The organism is Amycolatopsis sp. FU40 (assembly GCF_021903635.1).
Lineage (GTDB): Bacteria > Actinomycetota > Actinomycetes > Mycobacteriales > Pseudonocardiaceae > Amycolatopsis > Amycolatopsis dendrobii.
Window position 1 is genome coordinate 3,625,756 of the sequence record NZ_CP091381.1, and the last position, 14,840, is coordinate 3,640,595.

Consider the following 14,840-nt stretch of genomic DNA (forward strand, 5'->3'; position numbering starts at 1 on the left):
TGCCTCTCTCGTCCGGCGTCTCAGGACGCCTGGGTGCTCGGATGCTGGGTGTTTCCCAGCGGAGTCTGCCCGGTCGCGCGACGGTGCCGCCGTCCGACCGGGCGAAGCCGCCTCCCGGGGAGGCCGGCGACGGTCGCGCTGCCCGCGTGCAGCACCAGCCGCACCTCGCCGGACACGCGCTCCTGCGCCCGCCGGACGAACGCGTCCAGCGGCTCGCGCAGCGGAGAGAACCACAATCCGTCGTGGACCAGTTCGGCCCACCGGCGGTCGACGCCGCGTTTGAACCTCGCCAGATCACGGTCGAGCGTGACTGATTCCAGCTCCTGATGCGCGGCGACCAGAACCGCCGCGCCCGGCGCGTCGTAGCTGTCCGCCAATTCGAACCGGCCGATACCGTGCGCTCCGGCCCGGTGGCCGAGCCGCTGCACCGCCTCGGCCAGGCTGACCGTCTCGCCGTCGACCGCGACCGGCACGCCCTGCTCGAAGGTGACGACGACCTCGTCCGGCATGCCGAGGTTCACCACCGCGTCCTCGGTACAGCGGTAGCCCGACGTCGCGGCCCGGCCCCACAAAGTCCGGCTCGTCGACAGATCCTGCCCGCCTCGAACGTCGAGTCCGACGATCTCGATGTCCGGCGCGAGCGTCGCGATCATGCTGGACAACGCGTCTCCGCCGCCGTGGGCGACGGCGGACGCGCTCCGGTCCCTCGCGGTCGAGACGAGCCGGCTCGCCAGCAGCGGCCGAGCCAGCGTTTCGACCAGCGGGCGCCGGTCGAGGATCAGCGCATTCGCTTGCAGCGCAAGCAAACAGTAGCCGTTCGCGAATTCCTCGCGAACGTCCGCGACCACGATTTCGGCGGCTCCGCCGGCCGTCGCCTGCTGCCGGAGCGCGCACAAATCGACGTCGCCCGCCCCGAAATCCGCCGCGACCGCGACCACTTCGCTTTGTCCCGCAAGGAGTTCCAGCGCGGCTGCGGAGCCGTGCCCGCCCGGATAGGCGAGCACGACCCGCCGGGTCACGGCTCGGTTCCTTCCGCCGAACCTTGGGCGAGCGCGGTGAACCGCTCGGCGAGGTCTCGTCCGGTGAGCGGTTCGCGCGCGATCACCGCGACTGTGTCGTCGCCCGCGATGGACCCGACGACCTCCTCCAGCGCGGCCCGGTCGATCGCGCTCGCGAGGAACTGCGCGGCGCCCGGCGGCGTGCGCAGCACGGTGAGGTTGCCCGACGAATCCGCCGACACCAGCAGTTCGGCGAGCAGCCGGGACAGCCGCGAGGTGCCGCCCTGAACACCGCGAACCGGACTGCCGTCCTCAGGGATGACATAGACCGGCGCGCCCGAGTCGGCCCCGCGCAGCTTGATCGCGCCGAGTTCGTCGAGGTCGCGCGACAGCGTCGCCTGAGTGACGTCGATCCCCTCGGCGGCGAGCAGCCGCGCGAGCTCCGTCTGGCTGCGGATGGCCATCGTGGACACCAGCTCGGTGATCCGCGCCTGGCGCCCGACCCGGCTGCTGGTCATCGGCCGTTCTGCCCGAACAGCCAGACCAGCAGGGCCTTCTGCGCGTGCAGCCGGTTCTCCGCCTCGTCCCAGACCGCGCTGGCCGGGCCGTCGAGCACCTCGTCGGTGATCTCCCAGCCGCGGTGCGCGGGCAGGCAGTGCAGCACGATCGCCTCGTCCGCGGCGCGCTTCAGCAGCTCGGCGTTGATCTGCAGCGCGCGGAACGGGCCGACCCGGTCGAGACCGTCGTTCTCCTGGCCCATCGACGTCCAGGTGTCGGTGACCAGCACGTCCGAGCCGTCGACGGCCTCGTGCGCGTCGGTGCAGACGGTCGCGCTGCCGCCGGTTTCGGTGCCGCGCTGCTTGGCGTCGAGCATCACCTGCTGGTCGGGCTGGAACCCCTCCGGCGACACGACGCGCACGTTCATCCCGGCCGTGGTGCCGCCGAGCAGCAGCGAATGCGCCATGTTGTTGGCGCCGTCGCCGAGGTAGGTGAGCGTGAGGCCGGCGAGCTTGCCCTTGCGCTCGCGGATGGTCATCAGGTCCGTGAGCACCTGGCACGGGTGGAACTCGTCGGTGAGCGCGTTCACGATCGGGATCGACGCGACCGACGCCATCGAGTCGATGCGCTTCTGCGCGAAGGTGCGCCACACGACGGCGTCGACGTAACGGGACAGCACGCGCGAGGTGTCCTCGATGGTCTCCTCGCGGCCGAGCTGCATCGAACGGCCGTCGACGATCACCGGATGCCCGCCGAGCTGGCTGATGCCGACCTCGAACGAGAACCGGGTGCGGGTGGAGTTCTTCTCGAAGATCGCGGCCACCGTGGCGCCGGCGAGTGCCTTCGTGCCGAGCGGATCGGCCTTCAGCTGGTCGGCCAGGTCGAGCAGAGCGGCCTGCTCGGCGGGGGTGACGTCGTCGTCGCGGAGGAAGTGGCGAGGCATCAGTCGGATTCCTTCGTGGTGGTGGAGTCGAGCGCGCCCGGGAGGGCGGCGAGGAAGCCGTGCGCCTGCTGCTCGTCGAGCACGAGCGGCGGGGCGAGCCGGACGGTGTCCGGGGCGACCGGGTTGACGAGGTATCCCGCCTCCTGCGCGGCCTTCGCGACCGCCGCGGAAACCGGTTTCCGGAGGCCGATGCCGAGCAGCAGCCCCGCGCCGCGGACCCCGGACACGAGCGGGTGCCCGAGCGCCTCGGCTCCCGCGGCGAGGTCCTTGCCGAGCGCGGAGACGTGGTCGAGCAGGTCGTCCCGGACGATCGTGCGCAGTACGGCCAGCCCGGCCGCGCAGCACACCGGGTTGCCGCCGAAGGTCGTGCCGTGCTGGCCCGGCTTCAGCAGGTCGCCCGCCGCGCCGACGCCGATCACCGCGCCGAGCGGAAGCCCGCCGCCGAGGCCCTTCGCGAGCGTGATCACGTCCGGCACGATCCCGGCCTGCTGGAAGCCGAACCAGGTGCCGAGCCTGCCGATCCCGGTCTGCACCTCGTCGAGCACGAGCAGCGCGCCGGCGGCCTTGGTGATCTCGCGCGCCGCGTGCAGGTAGCCGTCCGGAGCCGGGATCACCCCGGCTTCGCCGAGCACCGGCTCCAGGAAGACCGCGGCGGTCTCGCCGTCCACGGCGGCCCGCAACGCTTCGACGTCGCCGTAGGCAACATGCGTGACGCCAGGAACCAACGGCTCGAACGCCTCGCGCTTCGACGGCTGCCCGGTGAGCGACAGCGCGCCCATGGTGCGGCCGTGGAACGCGCCCTCGGCCGCGACGATCTTGCTGCGGCCGGTGAGCCGGGTGATCTTCAGCGCGGCCTCGTTCGCCTCCGCGCCGGAGTTGACGAACAGGACTTTTCCTTGCCCGTTCAGGCCCGCGACGTCGAGCAGCGTTTCGGCGAGTTCGACCGCGACCGGGTTCACGTACAGGTTCGACGTGTGCCCCAGCTTCGAAATCTGCTCGGTGACCGCGCGCACCACCTCCGGGTGCGCGTGGCCGAGCGCGTTCACCGCGATGCCGCCGACGAGGTCGACGTACTCGGCGCCGTCCGCGTCCCACACTCGCGCGCCTTCGCCGCGCACCAGAGTCAGGCCGGGGGTTCCGTAGTTGTCCATGACGGCCGACTGCCAGTGCTGCTGGCCGTCCGCATTGGACTTGAGGGTAGTCACGCGTGCTCCGTTCCGGGAGGCGCTGCCTCGGGCAGCACCATGGTGCCGATGCCGCGCGAGGTGAAGACCTCGAGCAGCACCGAATGGGCGAGCCTGCCGTCGATGACGTGGGCGCCGCGCACGCCTCCGCGCACCGCGCGCACGCACGCCTCCATCTTCGGGATCATGCCGTTGGCCAGGCCGGGCAGCATGCGTTCGAGACGGTCGACGGGGATCCGGTCGATCAGCGACGACCGGTCCGGCCAGTTGGCGTAAAGGCCTTCGACGTCGGTGAGCACGACGAGCTTTTCCGCGCCGAGCGCCGCGGCGAGCGCGCCCGCGGCGGTGTCGGCGTTGACGTTGTGCACCACGCCGTCGACGTCGGGGGCCACCGTGGACACCACCGGGATGCGCCCGGCGTTCACGATGTCGAGCACCGCGTCCGGGTTCACCGCGGCGACCTCGCCCACGAGGCCGATGTCCACCTGCTCACCGTCCACAGTGGCCTGTTTGCGCTCGGCGGTGAACAGCCGCGCGTCCTCGCCGGAAATGCCGACCGCGTACGGGCCGTGCGCGTTGATCAGGCCGACCAGCTCGCGGCTCACCTGCCCGACCAGCACCATGCGCACTATGTCCATGGTTTCCGGCGTGGTGACGCGCAGCCCGCCCTTGAACTCCCCCGGCACGCCGAGCCGGGACAGCATCGCGCTGATCTGCGGGCCGCCGCCGTGCACGACCACCGGGTGCAGCCCGGCCAGCCGCAGGAACACCATGTCCTCGGCGAACGCGGCCTTCAGCTGATCGTCGATCATCGCGTTGCCGCCGTACTTGACCACGACGGTCGCGCCGTTGAACCGTTGCAGCCACGGCAGCGCTTCGATCAGCACCCCGGCCTTTTCGGCCGCGCTGGCGAGCCGTTCGTCCGCGGAGACGAGCCTTCCGGTATCGGTCATGACGAGTACGCGCTGTTCTCTTCGACGTACGCATGCGAGAGGTCCGTGGTGTAGATCGTGGCCTCGCCTGAACCGACGCCGAGATCCACGACGACCTCGATGGCCCGCCCGGACAGGTCGGCCGCCGACCGATCCTCAGCCGTCGTGCCGCCCGCGAACAACGTGACGCCGTTGATCGCGATCGACACCGTTTCCGGGTCGATCCGCGCCGGTGCGCGGCCTAGCGCCATCGCGATCCGGCCCCAGTTGGGGTCGGAGCCGAACAAGGCGGTCTTGACCAGGTTGTCCTCGGCGATCGTCCGAGCCACCACGATCGCGTCGGCTTCGGACGCGGCGCCCTTCACCGTGACGTCGACATCCTTGGTGGCGCCTTCGGAATCGGCGCGCAGTTGCAGCACCAGGTCGTGGCTGACCTTGGTGAGCAGTTCGGTCAGCTCGGCTTCGGTCGGCTCCACCCCGCTCGCGCCCGAGGCGAGCACGAGCACAGTGTCGTTGGTCGAGGTCCCGCCGTCCACGTCGAGCCGATCGAACGTGACGTGCGTGGCGGCGCGCAGCGCACGGTCGAGAGTTTCCTTGTCCGCCACGGCATCCGTGGTCAGCACGGACAGCATCGTCGCCAGGTTCGGCGCGAGCATCCCCGCGCCCTTGGCGAATCCGCCGACGCTCCACCCGGATTCGTGCCGGGCGAACGCCTGCTTCGGCTTGGTGTCGGTGGTCATGACGCCGGTAGCCGCGTTGAGCGCCGCTTCCGGGCCGGCGTCCAGCGCCTTGACCGCACTGTCCACACCGGACAGAACGGCGGGCATCGGCAGCCGCTCGCCGATCAGGCCGGTGGAACACACCGCGACCTCGATCGCCCCGGCGCCCAGCACTTCGGCGACCTTCTCCGCGGTGGCGTGCGTGTCCTGGAACCCGCCCGGCCCGGTGGCCGCGTTCGCCCCGCCGGAGTTGAGCACGACGGCCTTCAGCTTCTGCTGCTTCAGCACTTCCTGCGACCACAGCACCGGCGCGGCCTTGATCACGTTCCGGGTGAACACGCCCGCCGCGACGTCGAGCGGGCCGTCGTTGACGACCAGCGCGAGGTCGAGCGCGCCGGAGGCTTTGATCCCGGCGGCCACGCCCGCGGCGCGGAAACCCTTCGGTCCGGTGACGGTCACGGTGCCACTCCCACGGTGGAAAGTCCGGTGGCCTCGGGGAAACCGAGTGCCAGGTTCATCGACTGGACGGCACCGCCCGCGGTGCCCTTGGTGAGGTTGTCGATCGACGTGACGACGACCAGCCTGCCCGCGTCGGCGTCGATCCCGAGCTGGAGCTGGACGTTGTTCGAGCCGACCGTGGCGGCGGTCGTCGGCCAGGTTCCTTCGGGCAGAACCTGGACGAACGGCTCGGCGTGGTAAGCCTTCTCGTAGACCGCGCGCGCGGCGGCCTCGTCGACGTCGCCCACGAGCTGAGCGCTCGCCGTCGTGAGAATGCCGCGCGGCATCGGCGCGAGCACCGGCGTGAAGGAAACGGTCACCGGCTTGCCCGCCGCTCCGGAGAGGTTCTGCACGAACTCCGGCGTGTGCCGATGCGCCCCGGCGACGCCGTACGCACTCGCGTTGCCCATGACCTCGGACCCGAGCAGGTTCGGCTTCAGGCTCTTGCCCGCGCCGGACGTCCCCGTCACCGACACCACGGTGACCGCGGGCTCGATCAGCCCGGCCGCCAACGCGGGGGCCAACGCGAGCGACCCGCCGGTCGGGAAGCAGCCCGGAACCGCGATCCTCTTGGTCCCCACGAGCTTCTCGCGCGCGCCGGGCAGCTCAGGCATCCCGTAGGGCCACTGCCCCGCGTGCTCGCCGGAGTACCACCGTCGCCAGTCCCCCGCGTCCGCGAGCCGATGGTCGGCCCCGAGGTCGACCACGAGCACGTCCGGCCCGAGCTGCGCCGCGATCTCGGCCGAGTGGCCGTGCGGCAGAGCAAGGAACACGACGTCGTGGCCCGCGAGCGTCTCCGCGTTCGTCTCGAGCAGCACCCGCCCGGCCAGCGGAACGAGGTGCGGCTGATGCGTGCCCAGCGTCGTCCCCGCGCTGCTCGCCGCTGTGAGAGCGCCGATCTCGACCTCGGGATGGGTCAGGAGCAGGCGCAGCAGTTCGCCGCCCGCGTACCCGCTGGCACCGGCTACCGCGATCTTCACCGTCATACGAATGATTATGCACGAGCGTGCAAGCTCAAACAAAGAGGGTTTGCTCACCCTGGTCGTCCCCTCCCCAGGACTTCCGTGGATTTCGTCCGTTCTCCAGGCGTTTTCCGCCCGCCGCGGCAGGCCGGATCCGGCCTTGATCGACGCTGCGCCGACGTGGCCCGAGGCGGCAGGATCTCCGCCCTGCCGCGAGCAATGGCTCCTTGGCCCGCGCGCACGACCGCGTCACCCGGCCAGGCGGACTCGTCGGCTGCACGAACCGGCCGCACGGCTTGTTCGGGCGGCGCAGGCCGTTCGATGACCGGGCGAGCCGACCACCGGGCGAGCACCAGGTGGGCACCAGCCAGCCCGTGGGATCGACCGGTCCGTTCGAGCTCCGAAGCCAGCCGAGCCGCCCAGCACCGACCACCGTTCGGCTTCCCTGGACCACTCGGCAACGCGGATCGTCCGGCCGCCCGAAACCCGCCTCTGTCAACCAGTCCGACCAGCTCGCATACCGCCTGCCTGACATCTGAGCCACCGGTCCTGCACACACGCCACTAGTTCAGCGCGCGCCGCTAGCCCCGCAGCTCAAGCCGCAAGTCCCGCACGTACGCCACCGGCCCGCGCACGCCGCCCGCCCGCCCGCCCGGAACCCAAACCCCGGCCCAGCACGCACGCCACCAGCCTCGCGCACGCCGTCTGCTCAGGGGTCCAAGCCGCAAGTCCGAACCCGCCGCTCGTCCCGGAGCCAAGCCTCGAGCCCCGTACACACGCCGCTCGCCCTGGAAACCCCATGCCGCAGGTCCCGCACGCCATTAAGCCCACACACGCCGCCCGCTCCAAGACCCAAGCCGCCAGTCCGGCACCTGCCGCTCGCCCGGATCCCAAGCCCCGGTCCGACAGGCAGCCACCGCCACGCCGGGCCCGCCTCGGCATGCGAACCCGGCGGGCACTCGTCAGTCCGCTCCTTCCTCCGCTTCGCGGAGACTCGGCGGCGTCGGCAGATGATTTCCCGGATGCTCCGGATCGCAGCCAACCCTCGGCAAACGCGCCCGGATACCGCCGGGCGTCCGCGCGAAATGGCGGGCCAGGGCGGTCACCGAGTCCCCGGCGAGCCAGCGGGCTTCCAGGTCCGCGTCCATCTCGTCGGTCCACGGCCTGCCCTGCTGGGCCGGGCGTCCGCGCGATCTTCGCCGCGCGCCGCCGCCCGCGAAGGTGCGCAGGCTCGTGTCGAGCAGCTCCGCGACAGTCGCCACGGACGTCACGTCGAGTTCGAGCCTGCCCTCGACGACGGGTTCGCCGTCCGGCCGTTCGCCGCCGACCGTGACGGTGACTCGCTCGGGCTCGCCGTCCTCGCTGCGGGTGACGACGGCGACTTGGTACTGGACATCTCCTGACCGGACCTCGGTCCGGTGCTCCTGAATGATCGTCATGGCCGCGAAGGTATCCGCCACCCCCGACAATTTTCGATCACTTAATGCGATCGGGTGACTGCGTTCCGAAATTGTCAGACCCCCGCCGTAGCGTCCCCGGCGACCCGAAAAACAACCGAGGGGGTTCGGTGGACCAGCGGAAAAGAACAATGCCCCGGCCTGGCAGACCAGACCGGGGCACCGCGAAGAACGACTCAGAAGCGCAGCAACCCGGCAAGCAGGCTCTGCTTCTCCTCCGCCGCGGCCTTCGCCGCGGCATCGGCCTTCTGCTGTGCGCCGGAGGCGACCGGAGACGGAACCGGCTGCGGCACCGCGGCACACTGGACGTCGGACCGGTCGTCTCGCACCCGCTTCGGCAAGGCGCCGGTGGCGAGGTAGTCGGCGACCTTGTCGTCCACGCACGAAACCCCGGACAGCGATCCGGCGTGCGTCGTCCCGCCGGGCGCGCTGACGAGGCTCGAACGCGGGTAGCGCTTGCGCACTTCGAGGCTGCCCGAGTACGGCGTGGCCGCGTCGAGTTCCTCGCTGATCAGCAGCGCACCGCTCGCCTTCGACCCGTCGATGTCCACCGGCTTGCCCGGCTTAGCGGGCCAGTTCAGGCAGGTCGCGTTGTACCAGGTGTTGCTCCAGGTCTCGAAAGGCGCGCGGGTGTGGGTGGCCCAGGCGTCGCGGCGCCAGCGGTCCCAGTCCTGCGGCCACTGCGCATCGGTGCACTGCACCGCGTTGTAAACCGCGTAGCCGTTGTCGTCGCCGGGCGCGTTCGACTTGTCGTACAACGCTTTCAGCGTCTGCCAGTCGCCCCGGTGCACCCATCCGTCGAACGCCTTGGCCATGTCTTCCCAGCCGAACACGTAGTAGCCGGCCTGGAGGAAGACGTCGGTCCACTCGTCGCCGCCGATCACGCCGCCCGCCGGGGCGCGGTCGAGCTTCCGCTGCTGCGCGTACCAGAGCTGCTCGACGGCCGAGCCGGTCTTGCCGAGGTGGTAGACGTTGTCGTACTTCGCGAGCCAGTCGAAGTAGATCTTGATGTTGCGGTCGAAGGCGACGTCCTGGTCCAGGTTGGCGTCGTACCAGACCTTGCGCGGGTCGACGTTCCCGTCGAGCACCATCCGGCGCATGCGGTCCGGGTACAGCGTGCTGTACACCTGCCCGAGGTACGTGCCGTACGAGAAGCCGTAGTAGTTGATCTGCTTTTGGCCCAGCGCCTTGCGGAGGCTTTCCATGTCCTGCGCGACGTCAGTGGTCTTGATGTGTTCGAGCAGCGGGCCGTTCTTCGCGCAGGCCTCGGCGTAGCCCTTCGTACGTGCCCGCCAGGCGGTCTCCAGTTGCGGGGTCTTCGGCACGTAAGCCGGACGGGCAGGAGCGAAGTAGTTCCCGTCGCACGTGAGAGCCGGTTTGCTGGAGCCGACGCCGCGGGGATCGAAGCCGATCCAGTCGTAGCTGTCGCCGGCGTGTTTGGGCACGTTCCGGCCCAGCACCGAAAGGCCGAGCCCCGAACCTCCCGGCCCGCCCGGGTTCACCAGCAGCACGCCCTGGAACTTCGCGGTCTTGTGCTTCACCCGGGAGACGGCGATCTGCACCGTCTCGCCCGACGGCTGCGCGTAATCCATCGGGACCGCCAGGAATCCGCATTCGGCTCCCGCCTTGGCGAGGCCTGGTGCGGAACACGGTCCCCACTTGATCGGCGGCGGTGCGTAGCCCGGCCCGTCGGGCTGCACCGCGGTGGCGGCGGGTGCGACAGCCAGCGTTCCGGCCGCGACAGCGGCGGCGGCCAGCGCGGTGACGATTTTCCTCACAGTGGTCCTTTGCGTCCGACGGCAACCAGGGCTCGTCGAAGCTACCGGCTGCACGGCAGAATCTCGTTTCCCGACACGAGCCGTGCTGTCCCCCGATCGTCGGGATCCGAGACGACGGAGGTGGCCCTCGATGGATGCGGGCAAAGCGTTGATCACGGCGGTGCGAACCGGGCTGGCCGAGCTGGCGGACCCGGTCAAAGCACCGGAAATGCAGGCGTACATGAAGTCCGCGATGCCGTTTCGCGGGGTGCCGAAACCGCCGCGCGGCAAGCTCATGAAGACGGTCCTGGCCGAGCATGTTCTGCCCGATCGGGTGACGTACGCCGAGACCGTACTCGCGTTGTGGCGGCAAGCGGAGTACCGCGAGGAGCGGTACGCGGCGATCGATCTCTCCGGGCACCGCGCCTATCGGCAGTGGCAGGACCCGGAACTGCTGGACATGTACGACGAGCTGATCGTCACCGGGGCGTGGTGGGACCACGTCGACGAGGTCGCGATCCGCCGGGTCGGGCCGATCCTGCGCGAGCACCGGGCGGCGGTCACGCCCGTTCTGCGCCGCTGGATGACAGACGCTGATCGCTGGCGCCGGCGAACGGCGGTGATCTGTCAGGTCAGCGCGAAGGGCGAGGTGGACCAGAAGCTGCTCGCCGACGCGATCGAGGCGAACCTCGACGATCGGGATTTCTTTCTGCGCAAGGGAATCGGCTGGGCGTTGCGGGATCATGCCCGTGCCGAACCGGAGTGGGTCCGCGCGTTCGTCCGGGCGCACCCGGGGCTGTCCCCGCTGTCCGCACGGGAGGCGACGAAGCACCTCAGGTGAAGCGGAACCGTTCGAGCAAAAGGAAAGGAGGGTGCCATGACACCAGCGCTCCCCCGCCCCGGCTGACCGGCCGGTGGCCGGAGCGCGGGGCGGGGACAGCGTCGGATCAGGCGCGGAGCGTCGCTCCGAAGCGCTCGCCGGCGGCGGCGACCGCGGCGTCGCGGGCCTTGGTGGCCTCGTCGACGGTCAAGGTGCGGTCCGCGGCGCGGAAGCGGAGCTTGTACGCCAGGGAACGCTTGCCTTCGCCGAGCTGCTCGCCGGCGTAGACGTCGAAGAGAGTGATCTCCTCGAGCAGTTCGCCCGCACCTTCGCGGAGCACGTCGGCGAGGTCGGCGGACGGGACGTCCGTGCCGGCGACCAGAGCGACGTCCAGCAGCACCGGCGGGTAGGCCGAGATGCTGGGCGCCGGACGGGAGTCGGGCAGCGGGATCGCGTCCAGGTCGAGTTCCATGGCGACCGTGCGCGGCGGCAGGCCGAGGGCCTCGACGACCTTCGGGTGCAGTTCGCCCGCGTGGCCGACCGGCCAGTCGCCCACGCGCAGCTGGGCGCAGCGGCCCGGGTGCCACGGGAGCAGGTCGGCGGCCTGCACGGTGAGCTGCACGCCGGCGGCCTCGGCCACGAGACGTGCGGCCTGCACGGCGTCGGCCCAGCCCGCCTGGCCGCCCTTGCCCCACCAGCCGGCGCGCGGGCGCTGGCCGCTGAGGACGACGGCGACGTGCACCGGCTGCGCGGGCACGGCGGCCTCCAGCACGGCGAGGTCCTCGTCGCTCGGGCGGTGCTCGACGCCGAGGTCCGGGACCTTGAGCTGGTTCGGCTTCGGCAGCACGACCTGGCCGACGTGGAACAGCGACACGTCCTTCAGGCCGCGGGAAACGTTGCGTTGCAACGTCTCCAGCAGGCCGGGCAGGAGGGTGGTCGCCATCCGGTCGTGGTCGGCTTCGAGCGGGTTCTGCACGCGCACCGTCGTGCGGCGGATGTCGTCCTCGGGAAGGCCGAAGGCGTCCCACACCGCGTCGCCGATGAACGGGAACGGGCGCACCTCGACGTAGCCGGCCTCGGCGAGCGCGCCGGACACCGCGCGGCGGCGGCGCTGGGCGTCGGTGAGACCGCGGCCCGCGGGCGCGGCGGGCAGGACCGACGGGATGCTGTCGTAGCCCTCGAGCCGCAGGACCTCCTCGACGAGGTCGGCGGGCTGCACGAGATCGCCGCGCCAGCTCGGCGGGGTCGCGGTGACCAGGCCGACGCCCTGGTCGCTCGTGCTGAGCTGGACCTTGCAGCCGATCTGGCCGAGCCGCCGCACCGTGACGCCGCGTTCGTAACGGACGCCGGCGACCTGGTCGGGCAGGTTGATCGGCATGGTCACCGGTGCGTGCGGCGCGACGCCGCCGACATCGGTGCGGCCCGGGCGGATCGCGCCGTCGCCGTACTGGCGCAGCAGCCGTGCGGCGAGTTCCACCGCGGCCGCGCACAGCGCCGGGTCGGTGTAGCGCTCGAAGCGCTTCGCCGCCTCGGAGAACAGCTTGTGCCGGCGCGCGGTGCGGCTGATCGACGCCGGGTTCCAGTGCGCCGCTTCCAGAAGCACGTCCGTGCTCTCCGGCGTGATCTCCGTGCTGGCGCCGCCCATCGTGCCGGCGAGGGAGATGACGCCGCTGTCGTCGGCGATCACGATGTCGTCCGCGTCGAGGGTGCGCTCGACGTCGTCGAGGGTGGTGAGCTTCTCCCCCGCCTTCGCGCGGCGGACCACCAGGTCGCCCTGGATGGAGCCGGTCGCGAACGCGTGCAGCGGGTGGCCGAGTTCGAGCATCACGTAGTTGGTGACGTCGACCGCGAGGGAGATGGACCGGATGCCGGCCAGCATCAGCCTGCGGCGGATCCGCCACGGCGTCGGCGCGGTCGCGTCGAGACCGGTGACGCGGCGCAGCACGAACCGCGGGCAGCCCTCGGGGTCCTCGACCCGGACCGGCCACGCCTCGCCCTCGGCTTCCGGGAAGTTGTCGAGCATCGCCGGGTCGCCGAACGGCACGTCGAGCGCGTTCGACAGTTCGCGCGCCAGGCCGCGGATCGACAGCGCGTAGCCGCGATCCGGCGTCGGCGTGACCTCGATGACGGTGTCGTCGAGGCCGAGCAGGTCCTTCGCGTCGTCGCCGGGGCTCGCCGTGCCCGGCGGGAGCACGAGGATGCCGCTGTGGTCGTCGCCGAGGCCGAGTTCGGCCGCCGAGCAGATCATGCCGTCGCTGACCTTGCCGTAGGTCTTGCGAGCGGCGATTTCGAAGTCGCCCGGCAGGACCACGCCGGGCAGCGCGACCACGACGAGGTCGCCCTCGGCGAAGTTGCTCGCGCCGCACACGATGCCGCGCGTCTTGATGCCGTGCGGGCCCTCGTTCTCGAGCGGGCCGTCGTCCTCGTCGTCGTCCTCTTCGGACAGTTCCGCGTCGTCGGGCTCCGGGTCGGGTTCCTCGCCGACCTCGACGCGGCAGAACCGCACCGGCTTCTTGAAGCCGGTCAGCTCCTCGATCTCCGCGACGCGGCCGACCACGAGCGGGCCGGTCACCGGGCCGAGCTTGCTCAGCTCGTCGACCTCGATCCCGATCCGCACGAAGGCGTCGGCCAGGTCCTGCGGCGTGACGTCGGCATCCACTTCGAGATGCTCGGTCAGCCAGCTCACCGGGACTCGCACTACGCCTCCGTTCCGAAGGGAAGGGTGAACCGGACGTCGCCTTCGACCATGTCGCGCATGTCCGGGATGCCGTTGCGGAACTGCAGGGTCCGCTCGATGCCCATGCCGAACGCGAAGCCGGAGTAGACCTCGGGGTCGACGCCGCACGCGCGCAGGACGTTCGGGTTGACCATGCCGCAGCCGCCCCATTCGACCCAGCCGGGACCGCCCTTCTTCTCCTCGAACCAGACGTCGACCTCCGCCGACGGCTCGGTGAACGGGAAGAAGTGCGGGCGCAGCCGCGTGGTGGAGCTCTCGCCGAACATCGCGCGGGCGAACGCGTCGAGCGTGCCCTTGAGGTGCGCCATGGTGAGGCCCTTGTCGACGGCGAGGCCCTCGACCTGGGTGAACACCGGCGTGTGCGTGGAGTCGAGCTCGTCGGTGCGGTAGGTGCGGCCCGGGCACACGACGTACACCGGCAGGTCGCGGTGCAGCAGGCTGCGGGCCTGCACCGGCGAGGTGTGCGTGCGCAGCACCAGGCCGGAGCCTTCCTCGCCGACGTAGAACGTGTCCTGCAGCTGGCGCGCCGGGTGGTCCTTGCCGAAGTTGAGCGCGTCGAAGTTGAACCACTCCGCCTCGAGCTCGGGGCCTTCGGCGACCTCGTAGCCCATGGCGACGAAGACGTCGGCGATGCGCTCGGACAGCGTGCTGATCGGGTGCCGGGCGCCGCGCGGGACCTGGTCCCACGGCAGCGTGACGTCGACGGCCTCCTCGCGAAGCACGCGCTCGTCGCGCTCGGCCTGCAGCGCCGCACGCCGCGCGTCGAACGCGGACTGCACCGCCTGGCGGGCCTCGTTGACGCGCTTGCCCGCGTCGGCTTTCTCCTGCTTCGGCAGCGCGGCGATTTCCCGGCGCGCGAGCAGCACCGGCGACTGGTCCCCAAGGTGGGCCGGTTTGACGGCGGCGAGCGCGTCCAGGTCGGCCGCGCCGGCGAAGGCGTCCTCAGCCGCCTTGATCGCCGCGCGCAGGGTCTCCGGTGCGAGCACGTCGACCGGCTGTTCTGTGGCTCCGGACATGACTCCTCGGCGTCCGCTGGGACTGGTGTTGTCGGCGGCACGCGGGCATGCCGCCGCACGTGCACATCGGGCAGCTCAGTCTAGGGGATCGGGCGCCGGGCCCGGCCGCTCACCCTCCGCTTCCGGAGCGGCCGCGCCGGATCCGCCCCGTGATCACGACGGACCGTCGCACGGGACCCGAACGGAGGTCAGCGAATCAGGTGAGACCCACCCCTCGACCGGCTTGCCCCGGCCGCCCTCCCGGGTGGCTGCGGAGCGGCTCGGTCGGGCGGGGTTCCGGGAGTGATCCGCGCCGCGAATAGGAAGAGCGAGGCTGCCG

12 protein-coding genes are annotated in these 14,840 nt (G+C 71.2%); 1 reads left to right on the forward strand and 11 read right to left on the reverse strand.

Annotated elements, in window-relative coordinates; translation table 11 throughout:
- Nucleotides 1-20 precede the first annotated feature (20 nt).
- The 9 genes from L3Q65_RS17515 to L3Q65_RS17555 all read right to left on the reverse strand — a co-directional run bounded on the left by L3Q65_RS17515 (nt 21) and on the right by L3Q65_RS17555 (nt 9,969).
- Nucleotides 21-1,019 carry an argininosuccinate synthase domain-containing protein gene (locus L3Q65_RS17515; RefSeq protein ID WP_237600267.1) on the reverse strand — a complete coding sequence of 333 codons (999 nt, stop codon included), beginning with the start codon at nt 1,017-1,019 and terminating at the stop codon, nt 21-23.
- Nucleotides 1,016-1,516 carry an arginine repressor gene (locus L3Q65_RS17520; RefSeq protein ID WP_182895233.1) on the reverse strand — a complete coding sequence of 167 codons (501 nt, stop codon included), beginning with the start codon at nt 1,514-1,516 and terminating at the stop codon, nt 1,016-1,018. Before L3Q65_RS17520 ends, L3Q65_RS17515 begins: the two co-directional genes overlap by 4 nt.
- Nucleotides 1,513-2,439 (reverse strand): ornithine carbamoyltransferase, encoded by a 927-nt coding sequence (gene argF, locus L3Q65_RS17525; protein ID WP_182895234.1) that lies wholly within the window; start codon nt 2,437-2,439, stop codon nt 1,513-1,515. The genes L3Q65_RS17520 and argF overlap by 4 nt, the downstream gene beginning before the upstream one ends.
- A complete protein-coding gene (locus L3Q65_RS17530) occupies nt 2,439-3,644 on the reverse strand; it encodes an acetylornithine transaminase (RefSeq protein ID WP_237600268.1) in 1,206 nt (401 codons plus the stop codon). The genes argF and L3Q65_RS17530 overlap by 1 nt, the downstream gene beginning before the upstream one ends.
- On the reverse strand, nt 3,641-4,576 hold the full coding sequence (argB, locus tag L3Q65_RS17535) for an acetylglutamate kinase (protein WP_182895236.1): 936 nt from the start codon (nt 4,574-4,576) through the stop codon (nt 3,641-3,643). The genes L3Q65_RS17530 and argB overlap by 4 nt, the downstream gene beginning before the upstream one ends.
- Nucleotides 4,573-5,733 carry a bifunctional glutamate N-acetyltransferase/amino-acid acetyltransferase ArgJ gene (argJ, locus tag L3Q65_RS17540; protein WP_237600269.1) on the reverse strand — a complete coding sequence of 387 codons (1,161 nt, stop codon included), beginning with the start codon at nt 5,731-5,733 and terminating at the stop codon, nt 4,573-4,575. Before argJ ends, argB begins: the two co-directional genes overlap by 4 nt.
- On the reverse strand, nt 5,730-6,758 hold the full coding sequence (argC, locus tag L3Q65_RS17545; RefSeq protein WP_182895238.1) for an N-acetyl-gamma-glutamyl-phosphate reductase: 1,029 nt from the start codon (nt 6,756-6,758) through the stop codon (nt 5,730-5,732). The genes argJ and argC overlap by 4 nt, the downstream gene beginning before the upstream one ends.
- A gap of 938 nt (nt 6,759-7,696) precedes the next feature.
- Nucleotides 7,697-8,173: a helix-turn-helix domain containing protein gene (locus tag L3Q65_RS17550; protein ID WP_182895239.1), complete on the reverse strand. Its 477-nt coding sequence runs from the start codon at nt 8,171-8,173 to the stop codon at nt 7,697-7,699.
- A 194-nt stretch (nt 8,174-8,367) separates the two neighbouring features.
- Nucleotides 8,368-9,969, reverse strand: coding sequence for an alpha/beta hydrolase (locus tag L3Q65_RS17555; RefSeq protein WP_237600270.1), 1,602 nt, complete (start codon nt 9,967-9,969; stop codon nt 8,368-8,370).
- 130 nt (nt 9,970-10,099) lie between these two features.
- Here L3Q65_RS17555 and L3Q65_RS17560 point away from each other — a divergent pair, with 130 nt between their 5' ends.
- Nucleotides 10,100-10,789 (forward strand): DNA alkylation repair protein, encoded by a 690-nt coding sequence (locus tag L3Q65_RS17560; RefSeq protein WP_237600271.1) that lies wholly within the window; start codon nt 10,100-10,102, stop codon nt 10,787-10,789.
- A 106-nt stretch (nt 10,790-10,895) separates the two neighbouring features.
- On the opposite strand, the gene pheT is transcribed toward L3Q65_RS17560, so the two are convergent.
- Entirely contained in the window at nt 10,896-13,466 is a 2,571-nt protein-coding gene (pheT, locus tag L3Q65_RS17565; protein ID WP_237600272.1) for a phenylalanine--tRNA ligase subunit beta, read from the reverse strand.
- The gene (pheS, locus tag L3Q65_RS17570) at nt 13,466-14,521 is read right to left on the reverse strand and encodes a phenylalanine--tRNA ligase subunit alpha (RefSeq protein WP_043828483.1); all 1,056 of its coding nucleotides are present in this window, start codon (nt 14,519-14,521) and stop codon (nt 13,466-13,468) included. The genes pheT and pheS overlap by 1 nt, the downstream gene beginning before the upstream one ends.
- Nucleotides 14,522-14,840 lie beyond the last annotated feature (319 nt).